Source organism: Spirosoma spitsbergense DSM 19989, assembly GCF_000374085.1.
In the GTDB taxonomy this organism is placed as follows: domain Bacteria; phylum Bacteroidota; class Bacteroidia; order Cytophagales; family Spirosomataceae; genus Spirosoma; species Spirosoma spitsbergense.
The window spans coordinates 44,154-66,164 of the sequence record NZ_KB893603.1 but is presented as its reverse complement, the minus strand read 5'-3'; the positions used below and the strand labels follow the sequence as shown (position 1 = coordinate 66,164).

Below are 22,011 nucleotides of genomic sequence, written 5' to 3'. Positions count from 1 at the left end.
AACCTATTTAATTTCTTTATGCAGCGTTACTTTCTTAAGGAACGGATTGTATTTTTTCCGTTCGATACGAGCCGGCGTGTTTTTCCGGTTTTTTGTCGTGATATACCGGGACATGCCGGGAACACCGCTGTTTTTCTGTTCGGTGCATTCCAGAATAACCTGGATTCTATTGGCGCCTTTCTTTGCCATCGTTACAGTCTGTTTTCTCGATAAGGACCGCAAAGGTACAAAATACGGTTGGATTAGCCAATAGCTTTATCAGAAAAACTAATGATTCGTAGTAGATTAGGCGACAAAACCATTGCAATTTTGCATTCGGATTGGCTTTTTCGACATTTGACCCAGCAATGACTACGCAAAAAATTCAATACGAATACGCTCCCGGCCATTTTCGTGCTTCGGAACCGGGTATTTATAGCCCTGGCGACCTGGGCGAGGGTGAGATGATCCTGAATATGGGACCGCAACATCCGTCCACCCACGGTGTACTACGTTTCGAGGTGGTTACCGATGGCGAAATCATTGTTGATGTAGTGCCACACCTGGGCTACCTGCACCGTTGTTTCGAGAAGCACGCTCAGTCACTCCCCTTTAATCAAACGATCCCTTTTGTTGACCGGCTCGACTATCTGGCTGCTATGAATGGCGAACACGCCTATGTCATGGGGGTAGAACGGATGCTGGGCATCGAAAACGATATCCCGAAGCGAACCGAATATATCCGGGTATTAGTGGCAGAACTCAACCGGATTGCCGCCCACTTTTTGGGGATTGGCACGTACGCACTCGACATTGGAGCCTATACCCCTTTTTTATGGCTCATGCGCGACCGGGAGCATATACAGCGACTATTGGAGTGGGTAAGTGGTGCCCGGATGCTCTACAATTATATCTGGGTTGGCGGATTATTTTATGACCTTCCGGTAGGTTTTGAGGCACGGTGCCTCGAATTCATCCAGTATCTAAAACCCAAGATGACTGAGTTACAGCAACTGGTCATTGAAAATGATATATTCATAAAACGCACGGCAAATGTGGGGGTGCTGCCCTTGTCCGTTGCTATCAATTACGGTTGTACCGGTCCCATGCTACGCGGCTCTGGTCTGCGATACGACTTACGCCGGGTTGACCACTACTCTGTTTACCCCGAAATTGACTTCGACATTCCTATTGGTGAAGGACAGATGGGAACCGTTGGTGATTGCTGGGACCGGAACAACGTGCGCGTTCAGGAGTGCCACCAATCCATACGAATCGTTGAACAGTGTCTTGATCAGCTGTTGGGTAATTACCGACGTACACCGGACTATGACCCTCAGGCAACTGTTCCGAAGAAGATACGGCCCAAAGCCATGGATTTTTACGCCCGTGCCGAAAGTGCTAAGGGTGAACTCGGATTTTTCTTCCGTACCGACGGCAAATCGGATGTACCAGTGCGGTGTAAGGCACGGTCCTGCTCTTTCCACAACCTGTCGGTCATCAGCGAAATTAGCCGGGGAGCCATGCTGGCCGATCTAGTGGCGATTATCGGATCAATTGATGTGGTAATGGGTGAGGTGGATCGCTGAGCAGCCTGTGTTTCATTCAATGAATCTGATCGCTTTATGATTCTAGTACGAGAATATCTTTGATGTTTCTTCCCAAACCATCATAGTCAAGACCATAGCCCAGCACAAAACGATTTTCAATTTCAAACCCTACGTAGGGCAAATCAAGCGGTTTTTTCAGTGCTTCTGGCTTAAATAACAAGGTAGTTATAGCCAGAGAAGTAGGTTTCTGAGCCTGAAGCTGACTGCATACTTCACTAATTGTAAGCCCCGTATCAACGATATCTTCAACCACAATCAGGTCTCGGCCGGTAATCGTATCGTTCAGGCCCAGAATCTGTTTGATCTGGCCGCTCGACTCGGTAGCGGCATAGGAAGCCACCCGGATAAACGTAATCTCGCACGGAATAGTCAGGTGTTTGACTAATTCTGCGGCAAATATGAATGCGCCGTTCAGTACAACAACAATTAACGGCTGCTTATGGGCATAATCCTCGTTGATCTGAATAGCCAGTTCCTGAATACGGGCCTGAATGACCTCAGCACTAATAAACGGGACAAACGTTTTATCTTTAATGGTTACCATAACGATGTTGGCAGAATCTCAAAGGTACGCTGATGCGCTGGAACCGGGAAAAAAATTGCCGGAAAAATAAATGTCGGTAAACGGACTGCCCTTCGTTTACGTTGATATACTGATAAAGCTATTTTAACGAATGAACAAAATATTGTTGACGGTATGCCTGTTGGGAATGGCTGTTTTAGCCAAAGCCCAGCTCTATGACCCGTCGGCTTTCGATAAGAAATATGATGGCCTGCTCAAGCACCCCGGCGTTCAGATTGAGTCGGCAGAGGCCATCAATCAGATGTATAATTATAAGTTTTACGAAGCCGACAAAGAATTTCGGTGGTTGCGGCTGCGCTATCCGAACCATCCCATGCCCTACTTTTTAATGGGCCTGGCAGAATGGTGGAAAATTGTTCCGAATACGGACGTAACTGATTACGACGACCGGTGCATTGCACTCATGGATACGACCATTACGCTGGCCGAAAAACTGTATGATGAGAGCGAAAATAAATTGGAGCCTTCCTTTTTTCTGGCAGCCGCCTATGCATTCAAAGGACGGTTGTACTCCGAACGGAAGAAATGGACAAAGGCAACCTTTGCCGGAAAAAACGCCCTCAAATATTTTCAGAAATGTAAAGGCAATTCTGAATTTAACCCTGAGTTACTTTTTGGCGATGGCATGTATAATTACTACGCCCAGTGGATTCCCGAGAATTACCCTTTGCTGAAGCCCATTTTGATGCTTTTTCCGAAAGGAAATAAGGCTACGGGTATCAAGGAACTGGAAAAAACGGCAAATACAGCTTTCTATACCCGTGTGGAGGCCCGCTACTTTCTGGTTCAGATTTACAGTATGGAGAATCAGTATGACAAAGCATACGAGATGTCTAAGTACATGACGGAGCAATATCCAGATAATCCTTTTTTTGAGCGCTACTATGCCCGGTCTGCATTCGTAACGGGTCGTTTACCCGAAGCAGAACGCATCTCCAAAGATATTCTGGATAAGATTGAGCGTGGACAAACTGGCTATGAAGGGGTCAGTGGCCGAACGGCAGCCTATATTCTGGCTTATACGAACCAGCTGTTTTACAAGAACCGGGTAGAAGCAAAAACCTATTATCAAAAAGCGATAGACTTTGCCAAACAGACGAACTCCATGAATACGGGTTATTATTTATCGTCCGTACTGGGACTGGCAAAGATAGCGACGGAAGAAAAAAATTACGACCTGGCCCAAACCTACTTCAACGAAGTAATTGATAAGGGCGAGCGAAAGTCCAGCCAGTATAAGGAAGCAAAAAAAGCGATTGACGACGCGAAGAAGGCGCGACGAGAGGAGCGAAGAAAACGGGTATAATCAGTTATCAGTTAGTTAGTAACAAACCAACTGATAACCAATAACCCACCAACCGATCAGGGAATGGGTAATACTTTGCTTTCCTTGAAGGTAGACATGATAACCATCGTCTGCGTACTGGCCACCTCGTCAATTTCATTGATAACATCCAGCATCAGCGCTTGATACGAAGAGATGTCTTTTGCAATCACTTTCAGCAAAAAATCCCCGGAACCAGTGATATGGTGGCACTCAATAATTTCCGGGATTTCATGGACTTTCTCCACGAAAGACATGGTTGTGTCTTTCTTATGACCAACTAGCGTAACCATTACAAAGGTTGTAACTCCCAGCCCGATTTTATCCCGGCTAAGCTGCGCATGGTAGCTTTGAATAATACCCGACGTTTCCAGTTTTTTAACCCGTTCTAGTGTGGGGGCGGGCGAAAGGCCTATTTCCTTAGAAAGTTGTGCATTGGTAATTTTAGCGTTGGCTTGCAGAATTTCTAAAACATTGCGATCTATCTGATCTAATTTTTGACTCGACATAAAACAGTCAGTTGAAACATAGTTACAAAACGGCACAAATCTACCATCTTTTCTAATAGAAAATTCTTAAAATATATTGATTTTTTACAAAAACCCAAAGAAATCCGATCAAAAACCTTTTAAATCGGCACAAAATTAAGCAAAACCAACCATATGCCAAATACGCTTCATATTACCAAATATTGTGCCTATTAATTCCTGTTTCAACTATATCGGTAAAATTGTCAGACAGAGGTAACGGTTATCCGCTTACATTACCGCCTGAAATAGGGCCTTTTAAGCCATTATTTCCGATATAAAACCATTGGATAAATTATCAGTTCGGTAGCCAAAAAATCAAAAAACGCCGGACACATCTCTGTTCCGGCGTTTATGCACTCTTATCTTAACTTAAACGCGTTAGGGCGTCTAAATAAGGACGTGTTTACCAGAGTAATGTTGCAGTATAATATCACTCTTATATGAGAGGTGAAATATGTTGACAAGCGGTCAAGGCACTCACTAGTAGCTATGTACAAAGCTTTCTACAGCCCTTTCAGGAAAGCTTTGACATACATCCATGAAAAAATTGAACAATTTCATTATTTTTGTTGCATACGTCAATAGTCTAAAAAAACAGCCAGCACCTTGTAGTTTTTGGTACTATATAGCGACCAAAGTGCAGCGTTCCCTGCTCTTAAATGAATAACATCCATATGAATACAGAATCAGCCCTAAATACATATCCCTGGCGACGGTTTTACCCGAAGGGAGTTCCTTACGAGATCAACCCGGACGCTTATTCATCGCTGGCTGCTTTACTGGAAGAGGGTTGCCGTCGATTTACTGACTGCCCCGCCTATGCATGCATGGGTAAGCAGATTACGTTCGGAGAATTAGACAAATTGTCGGCACAGTTTGCTTCTTTTCTGCAAAACGATCTGGGCCTTCGAAAAGGGGACCGACTAGCTATCCAGATGCCTAATACGTTGCAATATCCGGTAGCCATGTTTGGGGCTTTGCGGGCGGGACTGGCTGTGGTCAATACGAATCCACTGTACACGCCCCGCGAAATGCAGCATCAGTTTAAAGACTCCGGTGCCAAAGCCATTGTGATTCTGGCCAATTTTGCCAGTCATCTGGAAAAAATTATTGATCGTACCGACATCCAGCATGTGGTAGTTACCGAACTGGGTGATTTGCTGGGATTTCCGAAGAAGCAGCTGGTCAATGTAGTTGTCAGATATGTAAAAAAACTGGTTCCTGCTTACAAAATCCCCGATGCCATTTCGTTCACTGACGCCTTAAGGCGGGGAAGTACCCAACCGTTCAGGTCGGTAGAGATTAGCAATACCGATCTTGCTTTTGTGCAGTATACGGGTGGCACAACGGGCGTTTCGAAGGGAGCCATGCTGACTCACCGGAACATTATAGCCAATGTAGAAGGACAGGATTGTTGGATGAAACCCAGTGGTATTCCCAATGGTGAAGGCATCATTGTAGCAGCACTTCCTCTCTACCATGTGTATGCCCTGACGACGAATGCGCTGGCGGCCCTGAAAAGTGGCACGATGAACCTGCTCATCACTAACCCGCGCGATCTGAACACATTTATAGACGACCTGAAAAAATACAAAATTACGGCCTTTACCGGTGTCAATACGCTTTATAATGGTCTGCTCAATCACCCACGAATCGGCGAGGTAGATTTCAGCCATCTAAAAGTAACATCGGCCGGTGGTATGGCATTGCAAACATCAGTGGCCGAACGATGGACTAAATTAACCGGCAATACTCCCTGCGAAGGATACGGGCTTACCGAAACGTCGCCTGTTCTGTGTTCCAATCCCATCGACGGGGGCGTGCGGGTAGGTACGATTGGTATTCCCTGGCCCAGCACCGACATGAAAATTATTCGGGATGATGGAACCGATGCGGCTGTTGGCGAAGCCGGTGAAATTGTAGCGCGGGGACCACAGGTATTTAAAGGGTATTACAATCGTCCCGAAGAAACCGCCAATTCAATGATGGGCGACTGGATTAAAACCGGTGATATTGGCGTGATGAGTGAAGACGGTTTTTTTAAGATTGTCGACCGAAAAAAGGATATGATTCTGGTATCCGGCTTCAACGTCTATCCGAACGAAGTGGAAGATGTTGTGGCACAATGCCCCGGCGTGCTAGAAGTGGCCTGTATTGGCATCCCTAACGAAAAATCGACCGAGGTAGTCAAGATTTTTGTGGTCCGCAAAGACCCCGCCCTCACGGCTGAAACAATCAAGGAGTTTTGCCGCGAAAATCTAACAGCCTATAAAGTGCCGCGCGAAATCGAATTTCGCGACGAATTGCCAAAATCAAACGTGGGTAAAATCCTGCGTCGACCTCTGCGGGATGAGGAGCTGGCAAAATTGAAAAAATAGCTTTTTGTTAATTACCGGTTCCTGATATACACCAGGAACCGGTAAAGATTCAGGCCACAACCTGACTGGAGGCAAAAGGGTTCGCACTAAGGAGGAGCAACTCCTCCTGAAATCCGCGAACTTGTTTCATAAATAAACTAACCTTCCGGCGCGACACCTCAACCCGGTCTCCATTAACCAGACTCACACTCAGTTGCTGATTTTCTGGGTGGAGAGCCTCCAGATAGAGCAGGTTGATGATGTTTTTTTTGTGCGGCCGCACGAACACTTTATCAGACAAGCGTTCTTCCAGTTTTTTCAATGTGAGGGATACCATCAAATGGCTGCCATCAGAAAAGTGGAATAAGGTGTAATTCCCTTCTCCTTCCAATCGTACAATACGGTGCATGGGCATTTTACGGCGGCTCCCTAAAAAAGGAAGGGTCATATCGGGAAGGGCAAATTGACCGGCGAGCTGCTCAACATGGACGGGCGTGAGCGATTGGGTAAGCAGGACTGCTCTCATGGTATGCTTGAATTAAAGGTGTGAATTAAACAGTAGGTATGTTGCTATACCTTTCTGTGTCAGCAAGTTTACGCAAAATTTCGCATCTGACAACTTGCTACCGCAAAAAAAATTAATCGTACTGTGATAAGGGCCCCAGGCTCCTGGTAACCCCGTATTCAGGAAGCTGATTTTGTTTAGAAAAAGGGGGCTGGCGAACTTATTTGGCGGCTTTAACCTTGACAATCCAACAACAAGTCTCCAATAAATCAGCATGGCAACCCTGCTCGATTTAGTCGGTAATACACCCCTGGTTGAATTGAACCGGCTAAATCCCAATCCAAACGTAACGCTGTACGGTAAGCTCGAAGGAAACAATCCTGGTGGTAGTGTAAAAGACCGGGCCGCAGCCAGTATGATTCAGGGCGCCCTGGCAAGGGGTGAACTGAAACCCGGCATGAAACTGATTGAAGCAACCAGCGGTAACACAGGCATTGCGCTGGCGATGATTGCCCGGTTATACGACATTGCCATTGAATTGGTGCTGCCCGAAAACTCAACCCATGAGCGCGTTCTGACGATGGAAGCCTTCGGGGCTAAAGTTACCCTGACAGAAACCATCGAAAAAGCCCGTGATTATGCGGATGAGCAGGTAGAAAAAGGTGGTTTTCTGATGCTAAACCAGTTTGCCAACCCGGATAACTACCTGGCTCACTACCGAACAACAGGCCCCGAAATATGGCGCGATACAGCTGGCCAAGTAACCCACTTTGTATCGTCGATGGGTACTACGGGGACCATCATGGGCACTTCAAGGTATTTGAAGGAACAAAATCCCAACGTTCAGATTGTGGGCTGCCAACCAACCGATGGTTCTTCTATTCCGGGCATTAGAAAGTGGCCTGTTGAGTACCTGCCAAAGATTTATGAGCCTCAGCGCGTCGACCGGGTTATGGAAGTATCTGCCGAGGAGGCAACCATGATGACCCGTAAGCTGGCCAGTGTTGAAGGGGTTTTTGCCGGTATGAGTAGCGGAGGATCCGTACACGCGGCAGTTCAGTTAGCGCAGGAACTAACCGAACCCGCTGTTATTGTCTGTATCATCTGCGACCGGGGCGACCGGTATTTATCCTCTGACCTGTTCGGTTAGGCTTTTCTCTACCGTACAAAGTCGATAGAACACGCAAGACTTGCGTACTTTTGCCCGTATGTACAAGCGCATTGTTCTGCCCATTTTGTTTCGTTTTGATGCGGAAACCATTCACCATACGGTTACGACAGTACTCAAACTGGCCCTCTCCATTCCGGGCGTTTCTACCCTTTGCCAAAAACTCTATGTTGTAAACGACCCACGACTGGCCCGAACCGTGTTCGGTCTTACGTTTCCCAATCCAGTTGGCATGGCGGCAGGGTTCGATAAAAACGCTGAACTTGTCAGTGAGTTGAGCGATTTAGGGTTTGGGTTTGTCGAAATTGGTACCGTTACGCCACGCCCGCAACCCGGCAATCCACGTCCAAGGCTGTTTCGGCTCAAAGCCGATGGCGGTCTTATCAACCGAATGGGGTTTAACAACAAGGGGGTTAGCGTGGCCACGGCAAAGCTTCGGCATTTTGGCGAAAACAAGGGGAAACGACGTGTTATTGTAGGGGGGAATATTGGAAAAAATAAGGATACCCCTAACGAAGACGCGCTGACTGATTACCTGATCAGTTTCCGCGAATTGTTTACTACTGTCGATTATTTTGTGGTCAATGTTAGTTCACCTAATACGCCCGGTCTGCGCGATTTGCAGGAACGGGAACCACTCACAAAAATCCTGACGGCGCTACAGCAGGAAAATCGTCAGCAATCTCCACCCAAACCGATACTGCTGAAAATTGCACCTGATCTGACCAACGGACAGTTGGACGATATTGTGGGCATTGTGACCGAAACCGGGATTGCGGGTGTGGTGGCCACAAACACAACCATTAGCCGCGACCAACTCCTGACCGATTCGGATACAGTATCTCAACTGGGAGCGGGTGGCGTAAGCGGTCGCCCGTTACGTGATCGGTCAACCGAAGTGATCCGCTATTTACATCAACAATCCGGGGGCGCATTCCCCATTATTGGCGTGGGCGGCATTTCCTCACCCGAAGATGCTCAGGAGAAGTTACGTGCCGGGGCTAGTTTGGTGCAGGTATACACGAGCTTCATCTACGAGGGACCTGGATTGGCCAAACGCATCAATCAGGCACTACTCCGGGATTTGTAAAACTAAGCCTCTTTCTGTGTGTTGTACTGTCACTAAAAAGCAGTGTGTAAAATTCCCGTTGGGTAAAAAGGCGCAATATTTTTCAATTCATCACGCTTATTCATCAAAAAGTGGGAAATTTACCTACCGCTATAGCCTATAACCCTACGCATGGCCCAACCAACCACTTCTCCGCGACAAAATACACTCCGACGTCCGGCTGACCGTAATGAGCCTCGCCCCCGCGTATCGAATGGCAAAACTGCCAGCCCTCCCCGCAGGGATTCGTATAATTGGGGGGCGGCACTCGACCGCTGGTTTACCGACCAACGCTCAACGCTTACATTTGGCGTTTTGCTAATGGGCCTTGCCATAGGGCTACTAGTCGCTTTTGTATCCTACCTGCTCAATGGCTCCGCCGACCAAAGTGTAGTAGGTGCCGCTTTTTCGGCACCATTAGTTGAATCAGCCAGCGAAACCCGTAACTGGGTTGGTCTGGTTGGTGCCTACATTGCCCACGCGTTTGTGTTTCGCTGGTTTGGGGTAGGTGCCCTCGCGTTACCCTTTATTGTTTTTCTGGCTGGTTATAAATTAACCTTCGGAGTCGAGTTGCTACCCCTCAGCCGCACTACCACAGCGTTGTTGTTTATGGCTGTTTGGCTAAGCCTGTTTCTGGGATATATAGTGCTGGTTACCGATTCTGCCGCCACTGCCAGTGTATGGTGCGGGGGTATTGGCTATGAAATCAATGTGACGTTATATAGCCTGTTTGGCTGGGGTAATTTAGCGTTCATTACTTTTTTGCTTTTCTTCTTCATCGTTTACTTTTTCAATATACGGCAGATAAAAATGCCGGACTTATCGCTCCCTACTCGTCCACGGCCCCGCAGTTACAGTGGCAATCCGCTTCAAACGTACGAAGAAAGCGAACTTGAGCCGGATGAGGATAGCGATGAAGATTTGCAGGAGACATCGCCGGAAGCTCATAGCCACGCAGTCGCCAGAACGGCTCCACCTTATCCCGACGATACCATTCCGCCTGATGCGGTGGAGCAGGAGTCCCGGCAGCCTGAAGCAGCAATCAAACCTACTGGCGTTACGCTAACCATCAAAAACAGAGACGCCGTAGCGGATGACCCAATCGATACCGACGAACTTAGTGCCGTACCAGCCCCTACCTTCGAGCCTGACCCATTTGAGGACGACGACCTGGTTTCGGTTCATGGCTTGTACGACCCTACGCTCGACTTACCGCAGTACCAATACCCAACCAATGAGCTGCTGACCGAGTACCAGAACAGCCGTAAGGCGCAGGTGTCTGACGATGAGCTGACAGTCAATAAAGAGCGTATAGAAAGTACACTTCGTAATTTCGGTATTGAAATAGATTCCATTCAGGCATCTATCGGCCCCACAGTTACTCTATATGAGATTGTTCCGGCAAAGGGAGTCCGGATTTCCAAAATAAAGAGCCTGGAAGACGATATTGCCTTAAGTCTGTCGGCCCTTGGTATCCGCATTATTGCCCCCATGCCGGGTATGGGAACCATTGGTATCGAAGTGCCGAATAAGAATCGGGAAATGGTTTCTATGCGGTCAATGATTACGAGCGACATTTTCAGCAACAGCAAATTTGATCTGCCTATTGTACTGGGCAAGACTATCTCGAACGAAATTTACGTAGCCGACCTGGCCAAAATGCCCCACCTGCTTATGGCGGGTGCCACGGGACAGGGTAAATCTGTTGGGTTGAATGTGCTGCTTACTTCGTTGATTTATAAAAAGCACCCTTCGCAACTAAAACTGGTCCTGGTTGACCCGAAAAAGGTTGAATTGACCCTGTTCAATAAACTGGAACGCCATTTTCTGGCTAAACTTCCTGATTCCGAAGAACCGATTATTACGGATACCAAGAAAGTGGTCAATACGCTCAATTCGCTTTGCATTGAGATGGATAACCGCTACAACCTGCTCAAGGACGGGGGATGCCGCAACCTGAAAGAATACAATGCGAAGTTCGTAAAACGCCGGCTCAACCCTGAAAAAGGCCACCGGTTCCTGCCCTACATCGTTCTCATTATCGACGAATTGGCCGACCTGATGATGACGGCCGGAAAGGAAGTAGAACAGCCCATTGCCCGGTTAGCTCAGTTGGCACGAGCTATTGGCATTCATCTGGTTGTGGCTACACAGCGACCTTCGGTAAACGTTATCACCGGTCTGATCAAAGCCAACTTCCCGGCCCGTCTGTCGTTTAAAGTGACATCCAAGATTGACTCACGTACCATCCTTGATACGGGTGGGGCTGAGCAACTAGTGGGCATGGGCGATATGCTGCTGTCCTCAAACTCCGACATCATCCGGCTGCAATGTCCGTTTGTCGATACGAATGAAATCGAAGACCTGTGCGAATTTGTCGGTAACCAGCGCGGATACGACGATGCCTACGCGCTGCCCGAGTTTGTTGGCGATGACGGTGGTCAGAGCGACGACAAAGATGTGGACCTGGACAACCGCGATCCTATGTTTGACGAAGCCGCCCGGCTCATTGTTATTCACCAACAGGGTAGCACTTCGCTTATTCAGCGTAAACTCAAACTCGGTTACAATCGTGCCGGGCGACTAATCGACCAGTTGGAAGCGGCTAAAATCGTCGGTCCGTTTGAAGGGAGTAAAGCCCGGGAAGTACTAGTCCAGGATTTACAGCATCTGGAAGAAATCCTGAAACGATTGAAGGGCGAGTAACCTCTAAGATTCATATCAACCAAAACAATTCAGGCCCGAAACGGATTAAACGTTTCGGGCCTGAATGCTGTCTAATACATATACAAGAGCCTACATTGATCAGTAAAAAAGACAAGAAATGAGAAAATTAGCATGGATACTGGGCCTGACTTTATTTGCTGTACTACCAGCCATGGCGCAAAAAGACAAACGGGCGCAGAATATTTTGGATGCGATGAGCAGTCGCTATAAATCGCTCAACTCCTATCAGGCTGCCTTTACGTACACCAGCGGAGGAGTCGGTGCGAAGGAGTCTTACAAAGGTGATTTAACCGTAAAGGGACAGAAATTTCGGTTAGCAGTAGGTGGTCAGGAAGTATTTACGGACGGCAAGACAACGTCGACCTACCTGAAAGAATCGAACGAGGTCAATATTCAGGATTATGATGCCAGCAGTAACGATGAATTAAATCCTACGCAGATCTACAATATCTACAAGCGTGGCTTCAACTATCGCTTCCTCAAAGAACAGAAACAGGGAGGGCGAACGCTGGAAGTGATTGAATTAACGCCTACTCAAGCGAAAAACTCCATTTCCAAGGTACAGATTTCAGTTGACAAAGCTGACAAATCTATTCGCAACTGGCTGATAACAAATAAGGATGGCAAGAAAACGTCGTACACCATCACCAAATTTACGCCGAATGTAACCATCCCAGATTCTTACTTCGTTTTTGATAATTCGAAGCATCCGGGCGTTGAAGTCGTGGACTTACGCTAGACTTATAGATAGCATACAAAATGGGTCGGCCTTTCCAGTGGTGGAAAGGCCGACCCATTTTGTATGCTATCTGTCTGTGAGGAATCAGTGATTACTCCCGAATCACTTTCAGGGTGAGCGACTGCTGACCCGTGCTCACCCGCAACAGGTACAGGCCACGACCCGGCTGACTGAACCGAACCGACTCCTGCTGATCATCACTGCTCACATCGACCGACCGATTCAACACCGAATGACCACTCACATCACTCAACTCCAGACGAACGGCCTGTCCCTGTGCACCCTCAAGGCGAATCCGGAACTCCTCCGACACCGGGTTGGGAAGTATCGTAGCCTTCAGTTTACTCGTCAACTCCGAACCAGCACCCACCCGCGCACTCGGGCTACAGGCGGCCAGCCAGCCGTAAGAGAAGCTGGTAGACACCCCACTCTGCACCGCCCGCAGCGTAATGACCGGATTGTCGGTGTACAGATCCAGACTGTAGGGACCCGGAGCAGTCGTGGGTAACAACTCATTGACCACCGAGAAACTCACCGGACTACCGTTCAGACCCGCGTACTGAGGGGTGAAACTTACCCGGCGCTGACCCGCCGACAGTACCTGACAACTAATCGTGGTCACACCCGTGATGCTGAACGTACCCGTTGGTGGAGTACCCCCCGCCGGACTGACGGTGATGTTGAAGCTGGTGCTGGCCGACAGACTGCCCGGATCGGTGGCCACCACCGTTACACTGCTCACCCCACTCAGCGAAGGCGTGCCCGAGATGGTCGAAGGAGCCGAGAAACTCAGCCCTGCTGGTAGACCCGAAACCGATAGCGTCAACTGGTTGGGCGTCTCGGCATCGGTGAACACGTTAGCCAGAGACAGCGTGTAGGCCACCCCCACCGTAGCCGACTGGGGCGACACCGGATTGGCCACCGTAGGGGGCGTGTTGGCCGTCGTGCTGCTGCAAACCGCCAGCCAGTTGTAGGCAAAGCTGCTCGAAATCCCACTCTGCACCGCCTGAAGCGTGATGACCGGGTTGTCGGTGTACAGATTCAGACTGTAAGGGCCCGGAGCAGTCGTGGGTAACAACTCACTGACCACCGAGAAGCTCACCGGGGCTCCGTTCAGACCCGCGTACTGCGGAGTGAACGTCAGTCTGCGCTGACCCACCGAAAGCACTTCGCAATTGATGGTCTGCACGCTGGTGATACTAAACGTACCCGTTGGGGGCGGGGGCGTACCGGCCGCCGGACTCACCGTGATATTGAAACTGGTGCTGGCCGACAGACTGCCCGGATCAGTCGCCGTGACGGTCACATTACTTACTCCACTCATCGACGGGGTACCCGAGATGGTCGATGGTGCCACGAAGTTCAGGCCCGCAGGCAGACCCGAGACTGACAGGGACAGACTACTGGGCGTCTCGGCATCGGTAAATACATTAGCCAACGAGAGCGTGTAGCCCAGGCCCACCGTGGCCGACTGAGGAGAAACCGGGTTAGCCACCGTAGGGGGCGTGTTGGCCGTCGTGCTGCTGCAAACCGCCAGCCAGTTGTAGGCAAAGCTGCTGGGTGCCCCACTCTGCACCGCCTGCAGGGTAATGACCGGGTTGTCGGTGTACAGATTCAGGGTATAAGGACCCGGACTAGTGGTGGGTAGCATCTCACTGACCACCGAGAAGCTGATCGGTGCTCCGTTCACACCCGCGTACTGCGGAGTGAAACTTACCCGGCGCTGACCCGCCGAGAGCACCTGGCAACTGATCGTGGTCACGCTGGTGATGCTGAAGACACCAGTCGGCGGTGGCGTACCCCCCGCCGGACTCACCGTCAGGGTGAAGCTGGTGCTGGCACTCAGACTACCCGGGTCGGTGGCCACCACCGTTACACTGCTCACCCCACTCAGCGAAGGCGTACCCGAGATGGTCGAAGGAGCCGTAAAACTCAGTCCCGCGGGCAGGCCCGAAACCGACAGCGTCAGACTGGAGGGCGTCTCGGCATCGGTGAAGACGTTAGCTAAGGAAAGCGTGTAGGCCACGCCGACCGTAGCTGACTGGGGCGAGACCGGGTTGGCCACCGTCGGAGCAGTGTTGACAGGTGGGGCCATATTCACCGTCACGCTGACCGTTCCTGAAATGCTCTGGCTGGTGGGCGAGGTGGCATCCCGGGCCAGCACCGTGAAGGACTGCACCCCGGCCGGCAGGTTGGACACGCTGGCCGGGGTGCCCGAGGGGGTGATGGTGCCCGGTCCCGAGAAGGTATAGCTGTAGGGGGTAGTACCGCCCGATACCGTTGCCGACAGGGTGGTCGTACCACTGGTCAGAATTGTAGTCGGATTAGCCGAAACAACCAGGGACAGCGAGGTGACTACCACTGGCGCCGGACTCACCGTGATGTTGAAGCTAGTACTGGCACTCAGACTACCCGGATCGGTGGCCTTCACCGTCACACTGCTCACCCCACTCAGCGACGGCGTACCCGAGATAGTAGCAGGGGGGCTGAAGCTGAGGCCCGCGGGCAGACCCATTACCGACAGCGTCAAACTAGAGGGCGTCTCGGCATCGGTGAACACACTGGCCAAAGACAGCGTGTAGGCCACACCCACAGTAGCCGACTGGGGCGAAACCGGGTTAGCCACCGTCGGAGCAGTGTTGACAGGGGCCGCTACGGTAGCGTTGAATGTTTTGGTAAATTGGATCGGGTAGCTTTGACCTGCATCTACCGTAAATCGAATAACAACATTTGACGCACTGGCAGTAGCTATCAGGTTAGCAACATTACCTGATCCACTGCTTACGGAAAAAGAAGCAGCATTTGCCCCGACAATGGACCAGGATGTTATGGACGATGTACCTGTATTGAGCGAAAATGAACCCGTGTTAGTAAAAGCTGCTGGTCCACTAACGGTTGGAACGGCCAGATTAGTTGTATTGCCGCTGATACCCGTTGGATCAAGCCAGTTGCTGAGTCGGTTATTATTTGCCCCTCCCCCCGTCCAGGAAGTGAAAAACCGGCCATATTGGTCAGGGGCAGTTGGCGATGAACAGAATGACGATCCGCCTAGTAGTTGACCAATAACCCGACGCGATGTTCCGTCGAATAGGGCGGAACCAGATGATCCCCCTTCCGTTACGCCATTATTCCAGCTCAATTGTAGAAAAGAAGTACCTGAAACAACATTGTAGTTTCCGCCTGGTAAATAAGATACCCCAACCGTTGAAGTCGCTCCTCCAAATGAAATCTTCTTCAAAGAACCATTGGGGTGGTGAATTCCAAACACAGTGCTGGCCAGATTACTACTGCGATCCCAGCCCACAAAGGAAATACTTTCACTTTGTGGTGCTTGGGCGTTCAATTCGATCAGCGTAAAATCAGAAGCCGCACTACCCGCCCGGTACGTAGCTCCGTTCAGCGTTACATACGTATTGTTGTCTGTAGTGGGAGTACAGGTAGCGCTCTGATATTTAAAATAAAAAGTCCACCCAGCCGTTGAGCTGGCCTCATTGGGGTCATTGATCTGGTTTTCATTAAAGTCAGTACAATGGAAGGCCGTCAGGAAAAAAGAGCGAAAACTCTGCCGGGCATCGTTAACGGTGGTACCGGTGCAAAGATAAAGGCCTCCAGCCCCATCGTTGACCAGAATAAGCGCTACGCCATCCGCTTCTGACTGATAGGTCGGGAAACAAACCTGGTTGTTTTCGCAACTACCAGCGGGGCGTAGCCCCCCGAAAGGGCCTCTGGGTTCGTAAAAGTTAGCCACACCCAATAAGTGTAACTGGCTTTGCCCGACCACACTCAGAGGTTCCTGCAACTCAATAATAAGCCGGTCGCCGGTGACGTGACCGCTAGTAAAAGGGGCGTTCGTCGTATTCTGTTGACTGGTAATCGGCCCAATTAGCACGGTTTGCTCGGCATTGTACAGAAAAACACGGGCATTTTCGGCTAGTTGTAAGCGGTCGAAGATAGCACTTAAGCCGCCCGCTTCCGGAGCCAGTACTTCATACTGGTAAATCCGGTAGCCATTACGTTCCATAGTGGTACCCGCCTTTAAAATATCCAGGCTGATGTTTTGCTGAACCGCTACCCGCAACGGACGACCGGTTTTTCGGTATTGCTCATCTTCAGCTCTTAATTGAGCGACATCCAGCCGTGGCAGTTCCGACCGGGAAATACTAGGCCCCTGGGGGCCATATGCACCAAACTGGTTCAAACCTGCATTACCGCCCGATAATATCCGGGTTGTTACCTGCGCCTGCACCGCAAATGACACTATTAATAATGCCAGTACAACTAGTACCCCGGTACTACACCTTCGTAAATGTTTCATCATGTAGACAGTTATGAGTTATAAAATGAATAGGTGAATAATAAGCGTAACCCTAAACAAAAGTCCCTGATATTCAGGAAAAGCTATACAGATTACCCCGGTAAATATCAATTAAAAAAGAGAGGGTGTAACTATTTCCTGCACTTATTTGTCAGGCTTTTTATTAAGCGTAGTAAATACAGGTAATCTGTCATCTGCCAGGGACTTTTTTATTGTGTCATTCCAAGAACTACACATTCTATACGCTGGCAAACTAGTTCCTGATGGCTTTTACTTTTCCAGCGTTTACTCCTGTTTCAGCTATCTGTTACGTTTAATTTTTGTGGTAGATTACATTAAACGAGGTCGGCCTTTCCATCACTGGAAAGGCCGACCCATTTTGTATGCTATCTGTCTGTGAGGAATCAGTGATTACTCCCGAATCACTTTCAGGGTGAGCGACTGCTGACCCGTGCTCACCCGCAACAGGTACAGGCCACGACCCGGTTGACTGAACCGAACCGATTCCTGATGATCATCACTGCTCACATCGACCGACCGATTCACCAGCGAATGACCACTCACATCGCTCAACTCCAGACGCACTGCCTGTCCCTGTGCACCCTCAAGGCGAATCCGGAACTCCTCCGACACCGGGTTGGGAAGTATCGTAGCCCTTAGTTTACTGGTCAACTCCGAACCAACACCCACCCGCGCACTCGGGCTACAGGCGGCCAGCCAGCCGTAAGAGAAGCTGGTAGACACCCCACTCTGCACCGCCCGCAGCGTAATGACCGGATTGTCGGTGTACAGATCCAGACTGTAGGGACCCGGAGCAGTCGTGGGTAACAACTCATTGACCACCGAGAAACTCACCGGACTGCCGTCCACACCCGCGTACTGAGGAGTGAAACTTACCCGACGCTGACCCGCCGAAAGGACCTGGCAACTGACCGTCGTCACACCCGTGATGCTGAAGGTACCCGTAGGTGTACCCCCCGCCGGACTCACCGTCAGGGTGAAGCTGGTGCTGGCCGACAGACTGCCCGGGTCGGTGGCCGTCACCGTCACACTGCTCACCCCACTCAGCGAAGGCGTGCCCGAAATAGTTGCAGGTGGGCTAAAGCTGAGGCCCGCGGGCAAGCCCATTACCGACAGCGTCAACTGGTTGGGCGTCTCGGCATCGGTGAACACGTTAGCCAGAGAGAGCGTGTAGGCCACACCCACCGTGGCCGACTGGGGCGCCACCGGATTGGCCACCGTAGGGGGCGTGTTGGCCGTCGTGCTGCTGCAAACCGCCAGCCAGTTGTAGGCAAAGCTGCTGCCAATCCCACTCTGCACCGCCTGAAGCGTGATGACCGGATTATCCGTGTACAGATTCAGACTGTAAGGGCCCGGAGCAGTCGTGGGTAACAACTCACTGACCACCGAGAAGCTCACCGGGGCTCCGTTCAGACCCGCATACTGCGGAGTGAACGTCAGCCGGCGCTGACCCACCGAAAGCACTTCGCAGCTGATGGTCTGCACGCTGGTGATACTAAACGTACCCGTTGGGGGCGGGGGCGTACCGGCCGCCGGACTCACCGTGATGCTGAAACTGGTGCTGGCCGACAGACTGCCCGGATCAGTCGCCGTGACGGTCACATTACTTACGCCACTCATCGACGGGGTACCCGAGATGGTCGAAGGAGCCACGAAGTTCAGGCCCGCAGGCAGACCCGAGACTGACAGGGACAGACTGCTGGGCGTCTCGGCATCGGTGAACACATTAGCCAAAGACAGCGTGTAGCCCAGGCCCACCGTGGCCGACTGAGGAGAAACCGGGTTAGCCACCGTAGGGGGCGTGTTGCCCGTCGAGGAGCTACAGGCCGTCAGCCAGTTGTAGGCAAAGCTGCTGGGTGCCCCGCTCTGCACCGCCTGCAGGGTAATGACCGGGTTGTCGGTGTACAGATCCAGACTGTAAGGGCCAGGACTGGTGGTGGGTAACAGCTCACTGACCACCGAGAAGCTCACCGGGCTGCCATCCAGACCGGCGTACTGCGGAGTGAAACTTACCCGGCGCTGACCCGCCGAGAGCACCTGGCAACTGATCGTGGTCACGCTGGTGATGCTGAAGACACCCGTCGGCGGTGGCGTACCGGCCGCCGGACTCACCGTCAGGGTGAAGCTGGTGCTGGCACTCAGACTACCCGGGTCGGTGGCGACCACCGTCACACTGCTCACCCCCGACATAGAAGGCGTACCCGAGATGGTCGAAGGAGCCGTAAAACTCAGTCCCGCGGGCAGGCCCGAAACCGACAGTGTCAGACTGGAGGGCGTCTCGGCATCGGTGAAGACGTTAGCCAAAGACAGCGTGTAGGCCACGCCGACCGTAGCCGACTGGGGCGAGACCGGGTTGGCCACCGTGGGGGGCGTGTTGGCGGGTGGGGCGGGGCTGACGGTGATGGTGAAGCTGGTGCTGGCACTCAGACTACCCGGATCGGTGGCTACCACCGTTATACTGCTCACCCCCGACATCGAAGGCGTACCCGAGATAGTGGAAGGAGCCGAGAAACTCAGTCCCGCTGGTAGACCCGAAACCGACAGCGTCAGACTGGAGGGCGTCTCGGCATCGGTGAAGACGTTAGCTAAGGAAAGCGTGTAGGCCACACCCACCGTAGCCGACTGGGGCGAGACCGGGTTAGCCACCGTGGGGGGCGTGTTGGCGGGTGGGGCCATGTTCACCGTCACGCTGACCGTACCCGAAATACTCTGGCTGGTGGGCGAAGTGGCATCCCGGGCCAGCACCGTGAAAGATTGTACCCCGGCCGGCAGGTTGGACACACTGGCCGTGTTACCCGAGGGCGTAATGGTACCCGGTCCCGAAAAGGTATAGCTGTAGGGGGTAGTGCCGCCCGATACCGTGGCCGACAGGGTGGTGGTGCCCGTCGTCAGAATCGTAGTCGGATTGGCTGAAACAACCAGGGACAGCGAGGTAGGCGAAATGGCCAGTAAGGCGCGGTCGGCCTGAATGAAGCCGAAGCCGGTGCCAAAGTCAAAGCCCGTATCGAAACCCACCGTGGACGGATCATCCATGTCCAGGGCTGTCGACTGTAGTGTCGATAAAATGGTGTTGCGGGTAATAGCCGGTACTTTTTGCTTCATCAGAGCCGCCACTGCCGCGGCATGGGGTGCAGCAGCTGACGTACCAAAAAAGTTTGGTTTACCATTTGGTTCGTAATCGCTCCCAAAAAACGTGTTATCACCACCATCAACGGAGGTAATTTCTGGCTTTTGGCGCACTGTACCAATAATGCCATTGATACGCGTACCATTGGTGTTGAACAGGATGGGCGTACCACCCGCCGACGAAAAACCCTCGATAGTGGCAGTAGCTGCGCTATTGAAAACAGGCGTATCGAAGTACGCGGATGCTCCCACGCCAATGGCCCCAGCTGCGTTAGCATGGCCAAACGAGGTGCTGCTCTTGGTATCGTACTCGGGGACGATGGTACGGCTACCGTAGTTCACCCATTTAACCAGGCCCGGATCAGGTCCTGCATACTTGACAATAACAACATTAACATTAAGCGGAGCACCGGTTGTATTGGTGTAGGTACCCGTAATTTCCCACGGATCACCGCCAGCACTTTGATCTCTGGCACTAGAGGCAAGTATTGTCGTGTTTGTACTATTAAGAATCAGGATATCCAGGTCGGTGGTTGCTCCTGTTCCACCACTGACTGATTGATAGGGGTTATCCCATTGAAAAGCAAGGCGAATCCTACCACCTGCCGGAATCGTTATTTGCTGGTAACTATCACCCGTCCCAAAATCATGAGTGGGATAGGTACCGGGATCATAGGCAGGGATGTTGATTGATGCTCCGCTTTTGTAAGCCGCCTGATAAGAAGACCTTGCCTGATTGGCAGCTGCCGAAAAATAAGTTACGCCATTATTGTTTACTACCTGATTAACAGCCTGCGCAACAAGCCCATCCTGAAACATCGGCGCATTCAGGTACCCTACATCATCAACAATAATCTGACAGCCAGCCGTCGTGGCCAGGTTGATAATACCCTGCGCAAATCCGGCTTCCCCGGTAAAAGCCGTGTTGAAAGCCAAAGCGGCTCCAGGGGCTACGTCATAAACAATTTCGGCCATCGCCCGCCCTTCATCAGTTGGCCCGGTACCTGTGTATTCCTCTAATACCTGCACACCGGCAGCGGGTAGGTCATTCGTAGTAATCCCGGCAGCTTGTCCACCCAGACGATTATACGAATCAGAGAGAATACCTACTTTAACGCCGGCTCCCGTAACCCCATAGGTGGTGCGGGCTATGTCAGCTTTCAGCGCTGCATCGCCCTGCGACGTTACCGAACCCGTGTTTGTTTCGGGTTTATAAAAGGAATCGGCGAAACTCAGGGACGATACATTTTTTAGTTCCCCCAGTTTATCGATAGGCAGGTAACCAAATATCTTCCTCTTGTAGGCTACCCCATCAGTTAAACCCAATGCTTTTAGCTGGTTGAGCAGCCCCTCCCCGTCATCATTATTAGCAACGGCCTCGATAGCTATCTTGTCACCAACAAAAACCTGGTTTGTCTCCACCGTCCCTCCGTTAGTCGATACGATCGGCAGTGGCCCGTTGTTCTGCATCACCCGATACAGGTCAGGTGATATTTTGGCCGCTTTAGCCGCCTGCTTGACTGAGACAGGGTTTTGGGCCTGCACCACAAATGAGGACATGAGTAATGTCAATACAAAGACAGCATAGACACCACAACTTCGTAGATTTTTCATCATGACGCGTTAAATGGGTTGGTTAAAAATTTAAGAAATTAAGTGGACCGGGTTCGCTCATAGGCTATCCTTTGCAGGAAACGCCATAAGTAATGGAGCACCAAATGTGTGGCTAAAGCACTAGATTACAGGCAATATACTTAGTACCCGATTGGGGTTTTTATTTAACGGTATGCTTAACTGTACCGACATTAATACGGATCCTGTTCGAAAGCCTTGCTTGAGTTTGATGGCACTGTGCACCCCTTGCGCCTGTGGGCAACAAAAAAGGTTCTTTCTTGGTAGAAAGAACCTTTTTTGTTGCC

13 protein-coding genes are annotated in these 22,011 nt (G+C 51.0%); 7 read left to right on the top strand and 6 right to left on the bottom strand.

Translation table 11 applies throughout. The annotated features are described in order from the left end of the window. Positions 1-3: 3 nt before the first annotated feature. Complete coding sequence (gene rpmG / locus B157_RS0130945) at positions 4-189, bottom strand: 50S ribosomal protein L33 (protein WP_020607179.1); 186 nt, start codon at positions 187-189, stop codon at positions 4-6. Positions 190-347: 158 nt separating this feature from the next. On the opposite strand from rpmG, the gene B157_RS0130940 reads away from it, so the two are divergent. Next, a complete protein-coding gene (locus B157_RS0130940; RefSeq protein ID WP_020607178.1) occupies positions 348-1,568 on the top strand; it encodes an NADH-quinone oxidoreductase subunit D in 1,221 nt (406 codons plus the stop codon). Between the two features lie 34 nt (positions 1,569-1,602). Here B157_RS0130940 and hpt read toward each other — a convergent pair whose 3' ends face one another. Further along, positions 1,603-2,133, bottom strand: a complete 531-nt coding sequence (gene hpt / locus B157_RS0130935) for a hypoxanthine phosphoribosyltransferase (RefSeq protein ID WP_020607177.1) — start codon at positions 2,131-2,133, stop codon at positions 1,603-1,605. 130 nt (positions 2,134-2,263) lie between these two features. Here hpt and B157_RS0130930 point away from each other — a divergent pair, with 130 nt between their 5' ends. Further along, on the top strand, positions 2,264-3,478 hold the full coding sequence (locus B157_RS0130930) for a tetratricopeptide repeat protein (RefSeq protein WP_020607176.1): 1,215 nt from the start codon (positions 2,264-2,266) through the stop codon (positions 3,476-3,478). 56 nt (positions 3,479-3,534) lie between these two features. On the opposite strand, the gene B157_RS0130925 is transcribed toward B157_RS0130930, so the two are convergent. After that, positions 3,535-4,005, bottom strand: a complete 471-nt coding sequence (locus B157_RS0130925) for an Lrp/AsnC family transcriptional regulator (protein WP_020607175.1) — start codon at positions 4,003-4,005, stop codon at positions 3,535-3,537. 695 nt (positions 4,006-4,700) lie between these two features. Between B157_RS0130925 and B157_RS0130920 the strand changes: the two genes are divergently transcribed. Next, positions 4,701-6,404, top strand: a complete 1,704-nt coding sequence (locus B157_RS0130920; protein WP_020607174.1) for an AMP-binding protein — start codon at positions 4,701-4,703, stop codon at positions 6,402-6,404. A gap of 49 nt (positions 6,405-6,453) precedes the next feature. Here B157_RS0130920 and B157_RS0130915 read toward each other — a convergent pair whose 3' ends face one another. Then, positions 6,454-6,909 carry a LytR/AlgR family response regulator transcription factor gene (locus tag B157_RS0130915; protein ID WP_020607173.1) on the bottom strand — a complete coding sequence of 152 codons (456 nt, stop codon included), beginning with the start codon at positions 6,907-6,909 and terminating at the stop codon, positions 6,454-6,456. A gap of 253 nt (positions 6,910-7,162) precedes the next feature. Between B157_RS0130915 and cysM the strand changes: the two genes are divergently transcribed. From cysM to lolA1, 4 genes are all read left to right on the top strand, one after another. After that, complete coding sequence (gene cysM, locus B157_RS0130910; protein ID WP_020607172.1) at positions 7,163-8,038, top strand: cysteine synthase CysM; 876 nt, start codon at positions 7,163-7,165, stop codon at positions 8,036-8,038. 58 nt (positions 8,039-8,096) lie between these two features. After that, positions 8,097-9,146, top strand: coding sequence for a quinone-dependent dihydroorotate dehydrogenase (locus B157_RS0130905; RefSeq protein ID WP_020607171.1), 1,050 nt, complete (start codon positions 8,097-8,099; stop codon positions 9,144-9,146). A 150-nt stretch (positions 9,147-9,296) separates the two neighbouring features. Next, positions 9,297-11,870, top strand: a complete 2,574-nt coding sequence (locus tag B157_RS0130900) for an FtsK/SpoIIIE family DNA translocase (RefSeq protein ID WP_026309084.1) — start codon at positions 9,297-9,299, stop codon at positions 11,868-11,870. 118 nt (positions 11,871-11,988) lie between these two features. Further along, entirely contained in the window at positions 11,989-12,630 is a 642-nt protein-coding gene (lolA1, locus tag B157_RS0130895; RefSeq protein ID WP_020607169.1) for an outer membrane lipoprotein periplasmic chaperone LolA1, read from the top strand. A 91-nt stretch (positions 12,631-12,721) separates the two neighbouring features. Here lolA1 and B157_RS37835 read toward each other — a convergent pair whose 3' ends face one another. Beyond that, entirely contained in the window at positions 12,722-16,948 is a 4,227-nt protein-coding gene (locus tag B157_RS37835; protein ID WP_084761894.1) for a putative Ig domain-containing protein, read from the bottom strand. A gap of 408 nt (positions 16,949-17,356) precedes the next feature. Then, on the bottom strand, positions 17,357-21,709 hold the full coding sequence (locus tag B157_RS37025) for a putative Ig domain-containing protein (RefSeq protein ID WP_084761893.1): 4,353 nt from the start codon (positions 21,707-21,709) through the stop codon (positions 17,357-17,359). Positions 21,710-22,011 lie beyond the last annotated feature (302 nt).